We start from the raw sequence: 16,841 nt of genomic DNA, 5'->3' as shown, positions 1-16,841 counted from the left end.
TGGGGCGATGCGTATTCTTCTGACCAATGATGACGGCATTCACGCCGAAGGTCTGGCGGCATTGGAGCGCATCGCCCGCACTCTGTCTGATGACGTCTGGGTCGTCGCGCCGGAGACGGATCAGAGCGGCCTTGCCCACTCATTGAGCCTTTCCGAGCCGTTGCGTATGCGCAAGGTCTCCGATAAGCATTATGCACTCAGGGGAACGCCGACCGATTGCGTCATCATGGCGATCCGCAAGGTCTTGGATATCAAGCCGGACCTCGTGCTTTCGGGCGTGAATTCCGGCTCCAACGTTGCCGACGACGTCACCTATTCCGGCACTATCGCCGGTGCCATCGAGGGCACGCTGCAAGGCGTGCGCTCCTTTGCGTTGAGCCAGGCCTATCTCTATGAAAACGGCGCGCGCGTCGTGCCCTGGGAAGTGGCAGAAGCACATGCTCCAGCTTTGCTTAACAAGCTCATGAACGTCGATCTGTCTGACGGGACCTTCCTCAACCTGAATTTTCCGAATTGCCGTCCCGACGAGGTCGACGGAGCGGAAGTGACCGCACAGGGCAATCTTGCCTTCAACGTGCAGGTCGAGGAGCGAGCCGATGGTCGCGGCTTCCCTTATTATTGGCTTCGCTTCGGTGAGCGGAGCGGCATCTTCCGTCCAGGGACCGATATTCAGGCGTTGAAACAAAATCGTATTTCGGTAACGCCTTTGAAACTCGATTTGACGGATTATTCGGCGCAAGACCGCGTGGCGCGGGCGCTCGGTATGGAGTAGCGGATTGACACCTCGTTTGGTGGAAAAGGAAGGCTTTGCGGCCGTGGTGTTGCGGCTGCGGGCGGAGGGCATATTGGACATCGACCTGATGACGGCGGTCGAGCAGACGCCGCGCCTGCCTTTCGTGCCGGCGCAATTTGCCGATGATGCCTATTCCAGCCGGACAATTCCGATCGATTGCGGCGCCTTCATGGAAGGCATCGATCTTGTGGTGCGTATTCTCCATGGCTTGAAGATCAAGCCTGGTCATCGCGTTCTCGAGATCGGCACGGGAAGCGGTTTCACGGCCGCTGTCATGGGACGAATCGTCGAGCGCGTGCTGACAGTCGATCGCTACAAGACGCTGACGACATCGGCGCAGCAGCGCATGGATACGCTCGGGCTGCGCAACGTTATCATCCGCCAGGCAGACGGCAGCGCCGGCCTGCCGGGCGAGGGCACCTTCGACCGTATCCTGGTGACGGCAGCTTTCACGACAATGCCGCGCTTCTATGCCGAACAGCTGGTGTCCGGCGGCTCGATGATAGCCCCGCTTATCGTCGACGAGCATACGTGTCGTCTGGTGCGACTGACGAAGACGGGAAGCCGATTCGAGCGCGAAGAATTATTCGACGTTCCCTACCAGCCCATCGTGCCCATGCTCGCCTCCTATCTTTGAGGCTCAAATCGCGCTGATGCCCCTATGAAACGGGCGATTGGTGCCGTTTCATTCTCTATGGTTAGCAATTCCTCAAAAAAACACATGCGACACCAGTGCTTTAACCGCATGGTAAGATTAACGCGCTTTAATCGACCCATAATCGGTTGCGTCTTAAGTGGGTCGAGTCATGGGTTTCAGTCTTTCTTCAAACGTCAGCAAATCGGCAGGGAAAGTCCTGGTGGCCGTTCTTCTGGCGAGCACTGCCACAGCTTGCAGTTCGGACACGACCCGCTTCAGCGGTCTTTTCAACAAGACGGACAATGTAACGACCGGTTCGATCAATCGTCGCGGTCTCAATGGTCCGAACGGGGATCCGGTGCCTCGGGCCGACGTCGCCCAGGCGGGCGGCTACGGCCAGCAGGATTACTCGCAACAGAGCGCGCCGGTGTCGCAGCCCTATCCGAATTCTCCGGCTCGTTATAATCCGTCTTATTCCAGCGCACGGGCTTCGACCGCTCCTGTCGCAATTCAGCGCACCGATCTCGCTCCTCCCAGCGCTTCCGCCAATGCCGGTCGCTCTCGCGCGGTATCGCAAGGGCAAGCCGAAGCGCTCGCGCAGCCGTTCCCCTCATCGCGTGGCAATGGTTCCCGCGCCGCGCCGGCACTTGCTCCCGACACCATGTCGACGGGCACGATCAAGACCGCCGCCGCGCAGCAGATGTCTCCGGGCTGGACGACGGTCAATGCTCCGAGCGTAACGCTGCATCAGGGTGAAAATATTGCGCTGCTATCGCGCCGCTATGGCGTTCCGGAAAAGGAAATCCTGCGCGCGAACGGCCTGCGCAATGGCGCTGCCGCGCAGCCAGGCCAGCAGATCATCATCCCGACGATGAATGGGGCCGGTGTCTCAGGTCCAGCCAAGATGGCCGCTGAAGCGACGGATCTTTCCAAGGGCGGCAAGATGCCCGGTCCGGCCAAGGCGCCACAGCAGGAAGCGCTCGCATTGCCTTCCGGAAACCAGATGCGCGGCAAGGCTCAGGCTGGCCTTGCCGATCCCAATAAGCTCGCAGCCGGTAATGGCAAGGGGCCGGCGCCGAAGGGCACCTATGTCGTCAAGCCAGGTGACTCGCTGGCGAGAATTGCCAAGGAAAGCGGTGTTTCCGTCGCCGAACTGAAGCGTGCGAACAACATGCAGGCAGGCGACAGCATTCGCATCGGTCAGGCGCTCGCCTTGCCGCACGGTGGCGTCGCTGCCGCAGATCCGGTGAAGACCGCTTCGATCGAGCCGCAGAAGGCATCGGCCAAGCCGGGTGCTCTCCCCGTCGAGCCGAAGCAGGCCGCCGCCGATCCGATTGCCAAGCAGGCACCCAAGGCGGTTGCCCATGCCGATGCGGCAGCGGATGCCCCTGCCAAGCCGAAGGAAGTTGCCTCCGCTTCGCCGAGCCAGTCCATCAACGATGCGGCAAAGTCGGATGCGCAGGCCGATGCGCCCGAGGCGACCGGCATCGGCAAATATCGCTGGCCGGTTCGCGGCGCCGTCGTCGCCAGCTATGGCGCCAACGTCAATGGCAGCCGCAACGACGGCATCGACATCTCGGTTCCAGAGGGCACGCCGATCAAGGCGGCCGAAAACGGCGTTGTCATCTATGCCGGCAACGGCCTGAAGGAGCTGGGCAACACGGTCCTCGTTCGCCACGACGACGGCACTGTCACGGTCTATGGCCACGCGGATGCACTGAACGTCAGCCGCGGCCAGAAGGTCCAGCGTGGCCAGACGCTGGCGACGTCGGGCATGAGCGGCAATGTCAGCCAGCCGCAGCTGCACTTCGAAGTCCGCAAGAATTCGGCTCCGGTCAACCCAATGACGTTCCTTGAATAGGTAGTGCGTCTCAAGGACTCTGCAAAAAGCCCGGTCACAGCCGGGCTTTTTGTCATTTATGGCGATGTTGATCGATCCAGGATCAATCCCGTTCCAGCACGATGCGCAATCGGCCGGCGAGATCCTGAATATATTGCCATGCGACGCGACCAGAACGGGCGCCGCGGGTCGTCGCCCATTCAAGCGCCTCGTGATGCATCTGGGCGCGGTCGAGATCGAGCTTGAAGTGATCGGCATAGGCATCGATCATCTGCAGATAGTCTTCCTGGCTGCATTTGTGGAAACCGAGCCAGAGACCGAAGCGATCGGAGAGCGAGACCTTTTCCTCGACGGCTTCCGAGGGATTGATCGCGGTCGATTGCTCGTTTTCCATCATATGGCGCGGCAGCAGGTGCCGACGGTTGGATGTCGCATAGAACAGCACATTATCGGGCCGGCCCTCGACGCCACCGTCCAATGCCGCCTTCAGCGACTTATAGGCAGTATCGTCATGATCGAAGGAGAGGTCGTCGCAGAAGATGATGATGCGATGCGGCGTTGCCTTCAGGATATCGAGCAGCACCGGCAGCGAGGAAATGTCTTCGCGATGGACTTCGATCAGCTTCAGCGACACGCCTGTCGCCCGACGCACATCTTCATGCACCGCTTTGACGAGCGAGGATTTGCCCATGCCGCGCGCGCCCCAGAGCAGCACGTTGTTGGCCGCGAAACCTTCGGCAAAACGAAGCGTGTTTTCGTGCAGGATGTCGCGCACGTGATCGACGCCGCGGATGAGGGTCAGCGCCACACGGTTCGGCCGTGGCACCGGCTGCAGATAAAGCCGGGCAGGGGCCCAGACGAAGCAGTCGGCGGCGTTCCAGTCGTTGACGGCCGGGGCTGGCCCGGCCAGGCGCTCGACAGCGTCGGCCAGGCGACGGACTTCGGCAAGTATCAGGGCGTTTTGGTCTTCAGTCACCGTTTCCTCCTGAATATTGAACAAGAAAGTCGTAAAATGCGCGCGCTGTCTTGCCGGGTATCATGCTCCTTTGGGGGGTGAAAGGCTAACAGACCGGGAAAACGGTACGGTTGACGGCTGTTTTTGTTGCATTCGCCATACGCGTAACTATATTCCGGCCACCCGACGCGGGGCGCGTTCCCGCTCGGAATTCAAGGGAGTTTTCGATGTTTATCACCAACGCATATGCGCAGAGCGCGACAGATTCGGCCGCGAGTGCCTTCGGCGGTTCCGGCTTTGAAATGATCATCCTGTTTGTGCCGCTGATGGTCGTTTGGTATTTCCTTCTCATCCGTCCGCAGCGCGCGCAGGCGAAGAAGCGTGACGAGATCCTGAAGAACATCCGCCGCGGTGATCAGATCGTCACCAGCGGCATCGTCGGCAAGGTCACCAAGGTCATCGACGAAAAGGAACTGGAAGTCGAGATCGCTGAAGGGGTGCGCATCCGCGTTGTCCGCAGCGCCATTTCCGAGGTTCGCGTCAAGGGTGAGCCCGTCAAGGCGGACGCCGCGTAAGGCTCCTTCGAAAGGCGGCTCTAGCCGCCGCTGTGCGTCCTCGAAATTCGAGATCGACTTTCTTGAAGGATTGTGCACAAATTCAAGGTGTTACTGCGCCCTTTGCATTTTCGGTCGAAAGGGAGGGCGCGGTAGGGAAGCCCTAATTCGAGAGAGCGATGCTGCACGTCTCCTGGTGGAAGACCGCCCTGATTTGGTTCGTCGTTCTCTTGAGCGTGCTTCTGGCCGCTCCCAATCTGCTTGGCGGGCGCGCACTTTCATCCGTTCCGACATGGTGGGCGCATCGAAAGATCGAGCTTGGCCTCGATCTTCGCGGCGGATCGCATCTGCTGTTGAAGATCGAACGGGGCGATGTCGAGAAGGATCGCCTGGAAAGCATCGTCGGCGATATCGCGACCCGATTGCGTACGGTCAATGTCGCCTATTCGGGCCTCACCGGCACCGGCCGTAAGATTCAGCTTCGCATCAACGATCCCTCGCAGGTCCAAACGGCCTTGACGGCACTGCAACCGTTGACATCAGGACCGGATAAGCCGTCCGTGGTCCTGTCTCAGGGTGACAACGGCGCGCTGACGCTCGATATCACCGATGCCGATATCAATAGCCATGTGTCATCGGCGATCGCACGCGCGATGAAGGTCATCCACGCCCGCATCGCACAGCTCGGGGTAGGCGAGCCTCTAATCCGCCGGCAGGGATCTGACCGCATCGTCGTGCAGGTGCCAGATCTTGCCGATGCGCAGCGGCTGAAGAACCTTCTCGGCCAGCCGGCCAAACTCAGCTTCCGCCTTATCGATCAGTCGATGTCGGTCCAGGACGCCATGGACAAGCAGCCGCCGGCTGGATCCGATGTGCTGTTTTCCGAAGACGATCCGCCTGTGGGTTATCTGGTACAGCGGCAGCCGCTGCTCTCAAACATTGATTTTTCCGATGCAGTCGCGGTCGTTGACAATCAGAAAGGCGAAGGCACGGTCTCAGTCAAGCTGACGCCGGAGGCGACCCATCGCTTTGCGCAATCGACGGCCAGCAATCTCGGCAGGATCATCGTTGTGGTGCTTGACGATCAGGTCATCTCCGCGGCCTCTCTGAAGACGGTCATCGCAACAGGCGAGATCGACGTTCCCGGTGATTTCACCGCCCAGGGCGCACAGGATCTGGCCGTCATGGTCAAGAGCGGACCACTGCCTGCGACGCTGACGACGGTCGAGGAGCGGACTATTCAGCCGGGCCTCGGCGGCGAAACGGCGCGTTATGGCCTGATTGCCTGTATTGCCGCTGCGGTCTTCGTCGCCGCACTGATGATCGGCTTCTACCGCCTGCTCGGCATCATCGCGACCATCTCACTCGTCATCAACATGGTCATGGTCGCAGCGCTCATGGGCCTTCTCGGCATTACGCTCACCCTGCCGGGCGTCGCAGCCATCGTCCTCATCATCGGCATCGGCCTCGACGCGCTGGTGCTGATCTACGAGCGCGTGCGTGAAGAGGAAAAGAAGACCCATCTTCTCGTCGATGCGCTGCGCCATGGCTTCAACCGCGCGGCTGCGACCGTCGCCGACGCCAATCTGACGGTTCTGATCGTCGCGGCCATTCTCTTCTACGCAAGCACCGGCGCAGTGCGCGGCTTTGCCGCCACGTTGATGGCGGGTGTCGTCACCACCTTCTTCACTTCATGCTTCGTCACACGGTCGCTGGTGAATATGTGGATCTCGCGCCGCAAGCCACGCACTTTGCTTGTTGGCGTGCGCAGCGGCATTTTCGACAATGCCAATATCCGCTTCATGGGTATCCGCCGCTATACGTTTACGGTCTCCGCCGCCCTGTCCGTCATTACGCTCATTGCCTTCGCGACGGTTGGCATGCACCTCGGCATCGATTTTGCCGGCGGATCGATCATCGAGGTCCGGGCCAAACAGGGCGTTGCCGATCCCGTCGACATTCAAACACGTCTCGACGCCGTCATTCCGGGCGACGTGCGCGTCGAGCGGCTTGCCGATCGTCTTGGTGCAGTGATCCGTGTTCATGCGCAGGAGGGCGGTGAAAACGCCGAGCAATCCGCCGTCTCGCTCGTTCAGGACGAGCTGGGCAAGGACTACAATTTCGCCCGCGTCGAAGTGGTCGGTCCAGCCGTATCGGGCGAGATCACCACCACGGCTTCCCTCGCCGTCCTGGCGGCTCTGGCGGCAATCCTTATCTACATATGGGTACGATTCGAATGGCAGTTTGCCGTCGGCGCCATCATCGCAACGCTGCACGATGTCATCCTGACGCTCGGCCTCTTCGTGCTATCAGGCATGGAATTCAACATGACGAGCATCGCCGCGATCCTCACTATCGTCGGCTACTCTCTGAACGACACCGTCGTCGTCTATGACCGCATGCGCGAGAATTTGAAGCGCTATTCGCAGATGCCGCTGCCGATTCTGATCGATGCCTCCATCAATCAGACATTATCTCGTACCATTCTGACATCGGCGACGACGCTTCTGGCGCTGCTCGCCCTCTACATCTTCGGCGGCGAGGTGATCCGTGCCTTCACCTTCGTCCTGCTTTTCGGCGTCGCTGTCGGCACTTTTTCGTCGATTTATATTGCGGCGCCCGTGCTGATCCTGTTCAAGCTGCGCCCGGACAAGTTCCAGACCGGCGGCGAAAGCAATGGACCCGCGGCCGGCAACATCCAGTCAGGCAAACCAGCGGTGTGATACAGTGGCTAAAGGTATAGAAATTCGAAACGCGCACTTCCCGGGCCGCGCACCGATCGACGCTTACGGCAATGGCGGCTTCCGCTTTGCCGACATGTCGCATCGTGGCTCTCTGCTCTGCCTACCCTCGGGCATCTATGGCTGGGACATGCTTCAGGGCGATGCGCTGACGTCGGACCGCTTCCAGAAAGTGCTCGATGAAGCTGCCGAGATCGAAGTGCTGCTCGTCGGCACCGGTACGGAACTGCGCCCGCTGCCGGCCGAGCTGAAGGCTGCCTTGCGCGCAAAGCAGATTTCCTCCGACCCGATGAGCACCGGGGCGGCGGTGCGTACCTTCAACATCATGCTGTCCGAATCGCGCGCCGTGGCTGCGGCGCTGATCGCCGTCTGACGTCGGATCCAAGAGTATGACGACATCAGCTGCGCCTCGGAGCAACCGGGACATCTGCCTCGCCACGCTTCGCGACACCGATCGCGACCGCTATCTCGCCTGCCTGCTGGCGCCGGAAGAGAAGCGTCCTGCGCTGGCCGCGCTCTATGCCTTTAACGCCGAGTTGGCCCGTATTCGCGATCTTGTCCATGAGCCGCTGCCCGGCGAGGTGCGCATGCAGTATTGGCGCGATCTTCTCGAGGGGCAGTCCCACGGCTCGAGCGAGGCGAATCCTCTGGCCTCCGAGCTTTTGACAGCGATCGAGCAATATCGCCTGCCGCGCCAGACACTGATCGACATGATCGATGCCCGCATCTTCGATCTCTACGACGATCCCATGGAGAGCCGCAGCAGCTTGGAAGGCTATGCCGGCGAGACGGCTTCGGCCCTGATCCAGCTTGCAAGCCTGGTCTTGTCGGCCGATGAGGCGAAGCGCTCCGCCGACGCCGCCGGCCATGCCGGCGTCGCGCAGGCAATCGCCGGCTTGCTGCTTCTGATGCCGCTTAATCGCCATCGCGGGCAGGTGTACCTTCCGCTGGAGATTCTCTCGGCGACCGGGCTCAATCGCGACAGTTTTCTCGCGGGTAAAGACAAGCCACGCATTTCCGCGGCGATCGAGGCCTTCGCCGGTCTCGGTCGCGAGCATCTCGCCAAAGCGAGGGCGGCAGGTGCAATACCACAGGTCGTGTTTCCGGCGTTTCTACCCGTCACCTTGGCCGAGCCTGTCTTGAGGAAGGCACAGAAGCTCGGTGCCGGCATCTTCGATCATTCCCTGGCGATGCCGCAATGGCGCCGGCAGCTGCGCATGGCGATAGCGTCGATCACAAAGAAAATCTAAAATACGACAAGCTCGCGCAAGTCTGGCCCAGTATGAAGAATGCCGGGCACTGAATTTGCATTTCAGGGGGAGTTGCCATGGGTATTATCGTCTGGTGCATATTGTTCGCGATCGTCATCTTCATTGCCTATTACGCAACGCGTATGGCATCGCAGAACAAGGAAGACGGCTTGCACGATACCGGCCTCGCCATTCTGGAGTTCGGCCGCGCCTTTCCGACCGAGGCGATCCGCCAGTTGCAGACGACGGCCGACGGGCAGGCGGTCTTCGTGCGGCTGCACGACGACAAGGCGGGCTTCATGCGCAATGTGCGCAATCACTTCAGTGTCCATCTGATCGAGCCCGGCCGGGCGCATGCCAAGATCTCGGGAACCGGTCGCGGCTTGACCGTCGATTTTCTGGATGCGCCCCACCACAACGGCACGTTCGAATTCAAGACGCCTACCGAAGCCGCGGAAGTGTCGCTCTGGCTGCTCGGCAATTATGTGGCGGGTGACGACGCCAAGCTGCAGGAGCAGGCGTCGCCGGCCAAGGCTTGAAAATCCCGAAAGCTCGGGACGGTTAGGCGCTCTCCGCGAGGACCGGCGTCTGCATGCCCAGCCATCCGGCGCAATCGGCAAGCGCTCGCTTGGCGATGAGCTGGCGCTTCATGATGGTCTTGTCCTTGCCGCGAAAGCGTTTGACACCTTCCGGCTTGACGATCGAGCCTGGCTCCAGCTCCGGAAAAAGCCCGAAATTGATGTTCATCGGCTGGAAGGAACGCTTGCCGGGCTCCTCGTCGGAGACGATGTGGCCACCGGTGATGTGGTTCAGCAATGAGCCGAGCGCCGTGGTATCCGGCGGCAGCGACGGTGCTTCGCCCTTCCGCTCCGCTGCGGCGAAACGGCCGGCGAGCAGGCCGATGCTGGCGCTCTCGACATAGCCTTCGCAGCCTGTGATCTGGCCGGCGAAACGCAGGCCCGGACGCGACTTCAAGACCAGCGAGCGGTCGAGCAGGGTCGGCGAGTTGATGTAGGTATTGCGGTGCAGGCCGCCGAGGCGGGCGAATTCTGCATTTTCGAGACCGGGAATTAGGCGGAAGATCTCCGCCTGCGCGCCGTATTTCAGCTTCGTCTGGAAACCGACCATGTTGTAGAGCGTGCCGAGCGCATTGTCCTGGCGTAGCTGTACGACGGCATAGGCCTTGACCGTGGGATTATGGGCATTGGTGAGCCCCATCGGCTTCATCGGCCCGTGGCGCAGTGTTTCGCGCCCGCGCTCCGCCATGACTTCGATCGGCAGGCAGCCGTCGAAATAGGGCGTACCCTCCCATTCCTTGAAGCCGACGGCATCGCCGGCGATCAGGGCATCGACGAAGGCATTGTACTGGGCTTCCCCCATCGGGCAGTTGATATAATCCTTGCCCGTGCCACCCGGGCCGACCTTGTCGTAGCGCGACTGATACCAGCAAATGTCCATGTTGATGCTGTCGCGGTAGACGATCGGAGCGATGGCATCGAAAAAGGCGAGCGCATCGGCCCCGGTTTCGGCCTGGATGGCGCTCGCAAGGCCGGGCGCCGTCAGCGGCCCGGTGGCGATGATCGCCTGATCCCATTCCTTTGGCGGCAGGCCTTCAATCTCCTCGCGGACGATGTTGATCAGCGGGTGATTTGCAATCGCCTGCGTCACCGCAGCCGAGAAGCCGTCCCGATCGACAGCAAGCGCGCCGCCGGCTGGCACCTGGTGCTTGTCTGCGCATGCCATGATGAGCGAGCCGGCCATGCGCATTTCCGCATGGATGACGCCGACCGCATTGCTGGTTGCATCGTCTGAGCGGAACGAATTGGAGCACACCAACTCGGCAAGATCGTCCGTCTTGTGTGCTTCGGTGCCGCGTACGCCGCGCATTTCATGCAGGATGACGGGTACGCCGGCATTGGCGATCTGCCATGCGGCTTCCGAGCCGGCGAGGCCGCCACCAATGACGTGAATGGGGGAGTGAGAAGTGATCTGTGTCATGCGCGCGTCATTATCACGGGCGGGCCGGCGATCCAATGCTTTGCTAAGGCATGTCGTGCAAAACTGGGCGGCGGTCTTATGGCAACCTTAGTCTCTCGTCCGCCTGCTTAGTGCGAGCTATCTATCGAAAGACCTTGAGGGCGGTTCTGCAAGAGTGATGCGGTTTCCGTCAGGGTCCGCCAATTGAGCGATCTTTCCATAGTTGCCTTGCGATTCACCCGTGAGCTTCACGCCAAAGTCTTGGAGAGATTTGCGAGCTTCCTCCATTTTCGGCACGACAATGGTTAGCCTGCCGTACCCCGCATTCTCCTTGTCATAGAAGATTTGAATGTTCGCGCCTGCGACATTGCGCCATTGGATCAAGCCATCCATTGGACGATCGTCAGGTCCTCGCTCGAAAAGTCGCGTATAAAACGCCTCCGCCCTGTCCATGCTTGCCGTCGCGAGTGCTGCGTAAATTCCTAGAATCTGCATTCTCCGCCTCCCTGCTTAAGAGGTTTCCACCTGTAAATGAGAAAGGGGCGGTTCCGTTCCAAGAACGCGCGTGATGGCGGCAGCGGCTATGTCCATTCGGCGCACATGGCTACCGTGGTGCAGTATGATTGGCGGCAATGATACGAGGCGGTAAGGGCGGTGAGCGGCTCGCCATTGATTAACGAAAGCTCTGCGAGGCGATTAAATTGTACGGAGCTTCTAGTAATCGCCGGAATCAAAAACGGCGCCGAAAGGCGCCGTCTTGAGGCAGTCTGCTCAGTTCGTTCCTATTAACGGAAAGAACGAGCAGCGATGTTGCGGATTTCGTAACGGCTGACGCCAATGTCCGAAAGGGTCTGGCTGGAGAGGTTGCCAAGTTCGTTCAGAGTACGGCGGTAGCTGATCCAGTTCTTTGCAATGCGAAGCGGGTTCATGATCTTTTCCTCGGTATCTTGTTTGCGGGCGGTACGATTACCGCCTCAGCGCTTGCACTCTATATAGGCGCGAACATGCTGATTGTGCAGTGCAAAGAAGATGCGTCTGCTATGCGTTTGTGCAATATGGCGCCCAAAAAGTAGTCGATGCTCAAAATTTGTGTGCTTTGCAGATAAGGAATAGCTCGCGGTGGAATCGGTTATGCTGCGCTTGCTCAGTCAATAGGCAAAAAAGAACGCCCGCCGCGGAGGTCCGCAACGGGCGTTGAGAAGGCTTTCGCTGTTGGGCGAAGCCTATCCGGCTGTTAACGGCCGGTGGCTTCGCGGGCAACGCGATGGATGTCGGCGCGGTCGATGCCGAGGTCGTGCAGTTCACGCGAGCTCATGCGGCCGAGTTCGTTAACGGTCTGACGATACTTGCGCCAGTTGTTGAAAGAGCGGGTCAGGTTCATTGTAGTCCCTTTCGAGGATCAAGGGATCGAGCAGTTCCGTGATTGGTTCCGTCGTCGATCTAATGGATTTAAATATATGCTGCGCCGCGAAAACTAAAAGCGCGAAAGCTTCATGTCACCTATGCGTCATATGCAAGCCTTATGGGTAATTTGCCTAAGATGGCGGCTGCTTTATGCGCATATCGCGGCCAAATGAAGAACTGCTTGAGAGGCTCGCTTCCGGGCAATGCCTGGCTTTCGCAGGTACTTTCCATTTGTTGCCGGCATTCGGCCATGTTTTGGCCAGCCATGCTGTTTGGGGAGGGCTGCATCGGCTGTTTTCCGCCTGCGGATCTTCGCTCGACTGCTTGCGCGCCAGGCTCCGGTATTTGTCGGCCCATTGGGGCGCTCGAAGCATATAAAGCCGATTTAGGTGGGAAAAATAACGCCCACCGCGGGAGGAGGATGCGGTGGGCGTCATTTGAGGTGATTGACGACTGGGAGGAGGAGTGTCGTCAATCTATCGGAGCGCACTGGGAGGAGGAGTGTGCGGCTCCGAATTCCGTGTCGGGATAATTATCCCGAGGCTTTCCGATTTGCGTCGGCACGGCGCGCCACCGCCGTCTTGTTGTTTGATAAATAGTATGACTTTTTAAATTTGTGCAGCGCAATAATTTCATGGGAGGCATGAGCTGCGTGCATATCTTTAATCGGTATCTCTTTACCGGCCGTCAAGATACTGCGTGATCCCTTAATTCCGTATTAATATGGCACGTATTCCTGTGAGCCGAAGCCTCTGCCGGAAAGGCTCGGCTCGCATCAATTGCACGGCGATTTGTGCTAACTCTATCGCGAGCAGAATCGCAGCGAGGGGAAGCTGGGCATGTACAGGGGCAGGCTGGAGAGGGATCTGAAGATCTGGACCGACAAGGGCCTGGTCGATGCGGGGGCGGCTAAAGCCATCCTCAGCGAGTATGACGGTCGCCAGACGAGTTTCAGCGCCGGCCGGGTGCTGACCATCATTGCCGCCGTACTTCTCGGCCTTGCCATCTTGCTGTTCATTTCCGCAAATTGGGAGGCCCTTCCGAGAATTGCCCGTCTGCTGGGGCTGGTTGCGATGATATGGGCCTTCTATCTCGCGGCGGCATATTTGTTAGCCCAGGGGCGTCCCGTCGTTGCAGCCGGATTGTTGATCCTCGGCACCTTGAGTTTTGGTGGAGCCATGGCCCTGGTTGGCCAGATGTACAATCTGTCCGGCGACGAAGTGAGAATGATGCTCGTCTGGTTCGCGGCAGCCTGTATTGTTGCGGCGTTGTTTCGTTCCTCGGCGCAAGTCGGGCTCGCCGGTTTTCTCGCCTGGGCATTTTGCGGCGTCTATCTCTGGGGGCATTTCGACGAATGGTATGGGATCATGCCTTGGATGCCGCCTCTGATGGCCATGGTCCTGATTGTGCTTGTCCGCTATGTCGACGCGCCCATGGCTCGCCATTTGGCCTATCTCATGCTCGTCGGCTGGCTGACATGGCTGTTTGGCCGCCATGAGGGATTGAATACCGCAATCCTGTTTGCCGCTCTCGGCATGGCGACGTTTCTCGTCGTCAGCGTCCCCGCTTCGCCGCTGGTGCCTTTTGCCCGCAAGGCCGGCGCTGCGCCGGCCTTCTATACTTTTCTGATCGCATCGATCGGCTTCTTCCTGGTCCATGCCGAGATCAGCAATGGCTCTTTTGAGAATAATGTCTGGATCGAAGACAAATTGCCGCTCGTCATCGTGGCGGCAGCGACATTGGCGAGCTCCGTGGTCGCCATCGCGCTCAGCGACCGCGACAATGGCGCGGTGCGCTATCTCGCCTATTTCGTCTTCTCCTGCGAGATTCTTTACCTCGCCAGCGAGACGATAGGCTCGATCATCGGCACGGCGGGCTTCTTCCTCATCGCTGGCGTGCTTGTAGCGATTGCCGCCTGGCTGGTCATCCAGCTGGAACGGCGCTTTTCCGATAATGGCGGACAGGGGACGCGGGCATGACCGATATCGCTGAGAAGAGCCCGACCATCGGTTCCCGCCGACTATGGATTGCTGCCATCATCATTGCCGCTCTGCAGACGGCGGTTCTCGGTTATATGGTCGGCGAGCGTGCCTGGGGTCTGCGCAGCGGCGTCGAGGTTCTCTTGAAGACCGCGCCGGTCGATCCGCGCGATCTTCTGCGCGGCGACTACGTGACCTTGAACTACGACATCTCACGGGTTCCGTTCTCGACGATGGTCGAGGGACCACCGAAAATGAGCCGAAGTGCTGCGATACTGTCCGTTCGCCTGAAGAAGCAGGATGACGGTTACTGGGGCGTCGTCGAATCATCCTTCGGAAAGCTCGATCCGAAACCCGATACGGTCGTGCTCAAAAGCTTGCCTGTCGACTATGTTTTCTATGGCGATGCCACCGATCCCCAGCAGGCGATTGTCGGGGTCACCTATGGCATCGAGCGCTATTATGTGCCCGAAGGGCAGGGACGCGATATCGAGAGCGCCCGCAACGACAATCGCGTCGCCATTGCGGTGCGGGTGTCTTCCGATGGGGTTGCGCATATCAGAAGCCTGCTTCTCGACGGCAAATCCGTTTATGAGGAGCCGCTTTACTGACGATATCTGCGCAAAGAATCCCTATAAGCTTGAGCCTCGTCGCGGAACCGTCATTTTTCCTTTGCGTGGTTTGAAACGGGTGATATAGAGACGCCGCGCTCCGGAAGCCCCCATGGGCAGGCATCGCCATGCGGTTTTGGGAACGCGGGTATGGTGAAATTGGTAGACACGCCAGATTTAGGTTCTGGTGCCGCAAGGCGTGGGAGTTCAAGTCTCTCTACCCGCACCAACACTGTCTTGTGGACGGGGGGAGGTTCTCGAAGCCTGTCTTCCGATATGCCGCAGGACGCGCATCTTGCCCAAAGCATCCCGCTTTCGATGAGGAAAGTGGACAAGATGTTTTGGCTCGTGACGGGATAGAGCTGCCTTTTGCGCGTTTGTTTGAAGGCGCGGCGCTCTTGCAAGGTGAAAGAGAATTGCATCCAAGCCACGCTCGGGATTTTCCGGCGTCGTGCTCATCGAAACGAACGGCAGGCTGGGCACGGCCGCCATGAATGAAGGTAGGACAATGCAGGTTATCGAAACGCTCGCTGAAGGGCTGAAGCGCGAAATCAAGGTGGTCATCCCGGCCAAGGACATGGAAGTGCGCATGAACGAGCGCCTGGCCGAGGTCAAGGACAAGGTCCGCATCAACGGCTTCCGTCCGGGCAAGGTTCCGGTCTCGCACCTCAAGAAGGTCTACGGCAAGTCGATCATGGCCGATCTCGTCAACGAAATTGTTCGTGACCAGCCGCCGGCGATCCTGACCGAGCGCGGCGAAAAGTCGGCCACCCAGCCGGAAATCGCCATGACCGAAGACCAGGAAGAGGCAGAAAAGATCCTCTCCGCTCAGGCCGATTTCGAATTCACGCTGTCTTATGAAGTCATCCCGGCGATCGAACTGAAGCCGGTGGGCGGCATCAAGGTCACCCGCGAAGTCGCCGAGATCGGCGAAGACGAAGTGACCGAGCAGATCCTCAAGATCGCCGAAAGCGCCCGCAGCTACGAGGCCAAGAAGGGCAAGGCCGCCAATGGCGACCGCGTCACCATCGATTACCTCGGCAAGGTCGACGGCGTTGCTTTCGACGGCGGCAAGGATGAAGACTCGCAGCTCGTCCTCGGCTCCAACCGCTTCATCCCGGGCTTTGAAGAACAGCTCGTCGGCGTCAAGGCTGGCGATGAGAAGGTCATCACCGTAACCTTCCCGGCCGACTATCCGGCCAAGAACCTCGCCGGCAAGGAAGCCACCTTCGACATCAAGGTCAAGGAAGTTGCGGCTCCCGGCGACGTTGAAATCAACGACGAACTCGCCACCAAGCTCGGTCTGGAATCGGCCGACCGCCTGAAGGAGATCGTTCGCGGTCAGATCGAAAGCCAGTACGGCTCGGTTACCCGCCAGAAGGTTAAGCGTCAGATCCTCGACCAGCTCGACGAAATGTATCAGTTCGACACGCCGCAGAAGCTGGTCGACGCTGAATTCGCCAGCATTTGGCGCCAGATCGAAACCGACCTCAGCGAATCCGGCAAGACCTTCGAAGACGAAGACACCACCGAAGAGAAGGCTCGCGAAGAATATCGCAAGCTCGCTGAGCGCCGCGTTCGCCTCGGCCTCGTTCTTTCCGAAATCGGCGAAAAGGCCGGCGTCGAAGTCAGCGAAGACGAACTGCAGCGCGCGCTTTACGCTCAGCTCCAGCAGTTCCCGGGCCAGGAAAAGGAAATCCTGGAATTCTTCCGCAACACGCCGGGCGCATCCGCCAACCTGCGCGCCCCGATCTTCGAAGAAAAGGTCATCGATCACCTGCTGACCGAGGTCAACGTTACGGACAAGACCGTTTCCAAGGAAGCGCTGCTGGCCGACGACGAAGCCGAAGACAAGCCGGCTGCCAAGAAGGCCGCTCCGAAGAAGAAGGCTGCCAAGGCTGAAGCAACCGAAGCTGCTGCCGAAGGCGAAGAAGCCGCGGCTCCGAAGAAGAAGGCTGCTCCGAAGAAGAAGGCTGCTGAAGACAGCGCCGAATAATCGGCTTTTCTTCTGGACTGAAAGTAGGCCCTGCCGTTCGCGGCGGGGCCTTTTTGTTGTCGCTCACCCCGATCCTCTCCCAGCAAGCAGGGAGAGGATCGGGG

The 16,841-nt window shown here is 59.6% G+C and carries 16 protein-coding genes and 1 tRNA gene; 12 read left to right on the top strand and 5 right to left on the bottom strand.

Annotated elements, in window-relative coordinates:
• Positions 1–7 precede the first annotated feature (7 nt).
• The 3 genes from surE to PH562_RS09445 all read left to right on the top strand — a co-directional run bounded on the left by surE (position 8) and on the right by PH562_RS09445 (position 3,291).
• Positions 8–772, top strand: coding sequence for a 5'/3'-nucleotidase SurE (surE, locus tag PH562_RS09455; protein ID WP_113233367.1), 765 nt, complete (start codon positions 8–10; stop codon positions 770–772).
• A 4-nt stretch (positions 773–776) separates the two neighbouring features.
• Positions 777–1,430: a protein-L-isoaspartate(D-aspartate) O-methyltransferase gene (locus PH562_RS09450; RefSeq protein WP_285172768.1), complete on the top strand. Its 654-nt coding sequence runs from the start codon at positions 777–779 to the stop codon at positions 1,428–1,430.
• Positions 1,431–1,599: 169 nt separating this feature from the next.
• Positions 1,600–3,291, top strand: coding sequence for a peptidoglycan DD-metalloendopeptidase family protein (locus tag PH562_RS09445; protein ID WP_285172767.1), 1,692 nt, complete (start codon positions 1,600–1,602; stop codon positions 3,289–3,291).
• Positions 3,292–3,373: 82 nt separating this feature from the next.
• Here the strand turns inward: PH562_RS09445 and PH562_RS09440 are convergent, their stop codons facing one another.
• Positions 3,374–4,246 (bottom strand): ATP-binding protein, encoded by an 873-nt coding sequence (locus PH562_RS09440; protein WP_095436266.1) that lies wholly within the window; start codon positions 4,244–4,246, stop codon positions 3,374–3,376.
• A gap of 206 nt (positions 4,247–4,452) precedes the next feature.
• Here PH562_RS09440 and yajC point away from each other — a divergent pair, with 206 nt between their 5' ends.
• The 5 genes from yajC (at position 4,453) to PH562_RS09415 (ending at position 9,309) form a co-directional block, all read left to right on the top strand.
• On the top strand, positions 4,453–4,800 hold the full coding sequence (yajC, locus tag PH562_RS09435; RefSeq protein ID WP_047634659.1) for a preprotein translocase subunit YajC: 348 nt from the start codon (positions 4,453–4,455) through the stop codon (positions 4,798–4,800).
• A gap of 158 nt (positions 4,801–4,958) precedes the next feature.
• Positions 4,959–7,502 (top strand): protein translocase subunit SecDF, encoded by a 2,544-nt coding sequence (secDF, locus tag PH562_RS09430; RefSeq protein WP_285172766.1) that lies wholly within the window; start codon positions 4,959–4,961, stop codon positions 7,500–7,502.
• Positions 7,503–7,506: 4 nt separating this feature from the next.
• Positions 7,507–7,893, top strand: a complete 387-nt coding sequence (locus PH562_RS09425) for an Mth938-like domain-containing protein (RefSeq protein WP_113233371.1) — start codon at positions 7,507–7,509, stop codon at positions 7,891–7,893.
• Positions 7,894–7,909: 16 nt separating this feature from the next.
• The gene (locus PH562_RS09420) at positions 7,910–8,770 is read left to right on the top strand and encodes a phytoene/squalene synthase family protein (protein ID WP_285172765.1); all 861 of its coding nucleotides are present in this window, start codon (positions 7,910–7,912) and stop codon (positions 8,768–8,770) included.
• Positions 8,771–8,847: 77 nt separating this feature from the next.
• The gene (locus PH562_RS09415) at positions 8,848–9,309 is read left to right on the top strand and encodes a hypothetical protein (RefSeq protein WP_285172764.1); all 462 of its coding nucleotides are present in this window, start codon (positions 8,848–8,850) and stop codon (positions 9,307–9,309) included.
• Positions 9,310–9,331: 22 nt separating this feature from the next.
• Here the strand turns inward: PH562_RS09415 and trmFO are convergent, their stop codons facing one another.
• From trmFO to PH562_RS09395, 4 genes are all read right to left on the bottom strand, one after another.
• Positions 9,332–10,768: a methylenetetrahydrofolate--tRNA-(uracil(54)-C(5))-methyltransferase (FADH(2)-oxidizing) TrmFO gene (gene trmFO / locus PH562_RS09410; RefSeq protein ID WP_285172763.1), complete on the bottom strand. Its 1,437-nt coding sequence runs from the start codon at positions 10,766–10,768 to the stop codon at positions 9,332–9,334.
• 117 nt (positions 10,769–10,885) lie between these two features.
• Positions 10,886–11,242 carry a VOC family protein gene (locus tag PH562_RS09405; protein WP_285172762.1) on the bottom strand — a complete coding sequence of 119 codons (357 nt, stop codon included), beginning with the start codon at positions 11,240–11,242 and terminating at the stop codon, positions 10,886–10,888.
• Between the two features lie 290 nt (positions 11,243–11,532).
• A complete protein-coding gene (locus PH562_RS09400) occupies positions 11,533–11,676 on the bottom strand; it encodes a DUF1127 domain-containing protein (RefSeq protein ID WP_015339701.1) in 144 nt (47 codons plus the stop codon).
• Between the two features lie 305 nt (positions 11,677–11,981).
• Positions 11,982–12,128, bottom strand: a complete 147-nt coding sequence (locus tag PH562_RS09395; protein WP_015339702.1) for a DUF1127 domain-containing protein — start codon at positions 12,126–12,128, stop codon at positions 11,982–11,984.
• Between the two features lie 862 nt (positions 12,129–12,990).
• Here PH562_RS09395 and PH562_RS09390 point away from each other — a divergent pair.
• From PH562_RS09390 to tig, 4 genes are all read left to right on the top strand, one after another.
• Entirely contained in the window at positions 12,991–14,130 is a 1,140-nt protein-coding gene (locus tag PH562_RS09390; RefSeq protein ID WP_113233376.1) for a DUF2157 domain-containing protein, read from the top strand.
• Positions 14,127–14,741, top strand: a complete 615-nt coding sequence (locus PH562_RS09385) for a GDYXXLXY domain-containing protein (protein WP_285172761.1) — start codon at positions 14,127–14,129, stop codon at positions 14,739–14,741. The genes PH562_RS09390 and PH562_RS09385 overlap by 4 nt, the downstream gene beginning before the upstream one ends.
• A 144-nt stretch (positions 14,742–14,885) precedes the next feature.
• Positions 14,886–14,970 (top strand) — tRNA-Leu (locus PH562_RS09380).
• A 279-nt stretch (positions 14,971–15,249) separates the two neighbouring features.
• Positions 15,250–16,737 (top strand): trigger factor, encoded by a 1,488-nt coding sequence (gene tig / locus PH562_RS09375; RefSeq protein ID WP_113233475.1) that lies wholly within the window; start codon positions 15,250–15,252, stop codon positions 16,735–16,737.
• Positions 16,738–16,841 lie beyond the last annotated feature (104 nt).

Origin of the sequence: Rhizobium centroccidentale (assembly GCF_030182565.1) — a bacterium.
GTDB lineage: Bacteria > Pseudomonadota > Alphaproteobacteria > Rhizobiales > Rhizobiaceae > Rhizobium.
This window is presented reverse-complemented; position numbering and strand designations above follow the sequence as displayed.

Excerpts from the sequence above, each read along its gene's own strand:
- surE (WP_113233367.1), top strand. The coding sequence starts at position 8 with ATGCGTATTCTTCTGACCAATGATGACGGCATTCACGCCGAAGGTCTG.
- PH562_RS09445 (WP_285172767.1), top strand. The coding sequence starts at position 1,600 with ATGGGTTTCAGTCTTTCTTCAAACGTCAGCAAATCGGCAGGGAAAGTC.
- yajC (WP_047634659.1), top strand. The coding sequence starts at position 4,453 with ATGTTTATCACCAACGCATATGCGCAGAGCGCGACAGATTCGGCCGCG.
- secDF (WP_285172766.1), top strand. The coding sequence starts at position 4,959 with ATGCTGCACGTCTCCTGGTGGAAGACCGCCCTGATTTGGTTCGTCGTT.
- PH562_RS09420 (WP_285172765.1), top strand. The coding sequence starts at position 7,910 with ATGACGACATCAGCTGCGCCTCGGAGCAACCGGGACATCTGCCTCGCC.
- PH562_RS09415 (WP_285172764.1), top strand. The coding sequence starts at position 8,848 with ATGGGTATTATCGTCTGGTGCATATTGTTCGCGATCGTCATCTTCATT.
- trmFO (WP_285172763.1), bottom strand. The coding sequence starts at position 10,768 with ATGACACAGATCACTTCTCACTCCCCCATTCACGTCATTGGTGGCGGC.
- PH562_RS09405 (WP_285172762.1), bottom strand. The coding sequence starts at position 11,242 with ATGCAGATTCTAGGAATTTACGCAGCACTCGCGACGGCAAGCATGGAC.
- PH562_RS09400 (WP_015339701.1), bottom strand. The coding sequence starts at position 11,676 with ATGAACCCGCTTCGCATTGCAAAGAACTGGATCAGCTACCGCCGTACT.
- PH562_RS09395 (WP_015339702.1), bottom strand. The coding sequence starts at position 12,128 with ATGAACCTGACCCGCTCTTTCAACAACTGGCGCAAGTATCGTCAGACC.
- PH562_RS09390 (WP_113233376.1), top strand. The coding sequence starts at position 12,991 with ATGTACAGGGGCAGGCTGGAGAGGGATCTGAAGATCTGGACCGACAAG.
- PH562_RS09385 (WP_285172761.1), top strand. The coding sequence starts at position 14,127 with ATGACCGATATCGCTGAGAAGAGCCCGACCATCGGTTCCCGCCGACTA.
- tig (WP_113233475.1), top strand. The coding sequence starts at position 15,250 with ATGCAGGTTATCGAAACGCTCGCTGAAGGGCTGAAGCGCGAAATCAAG.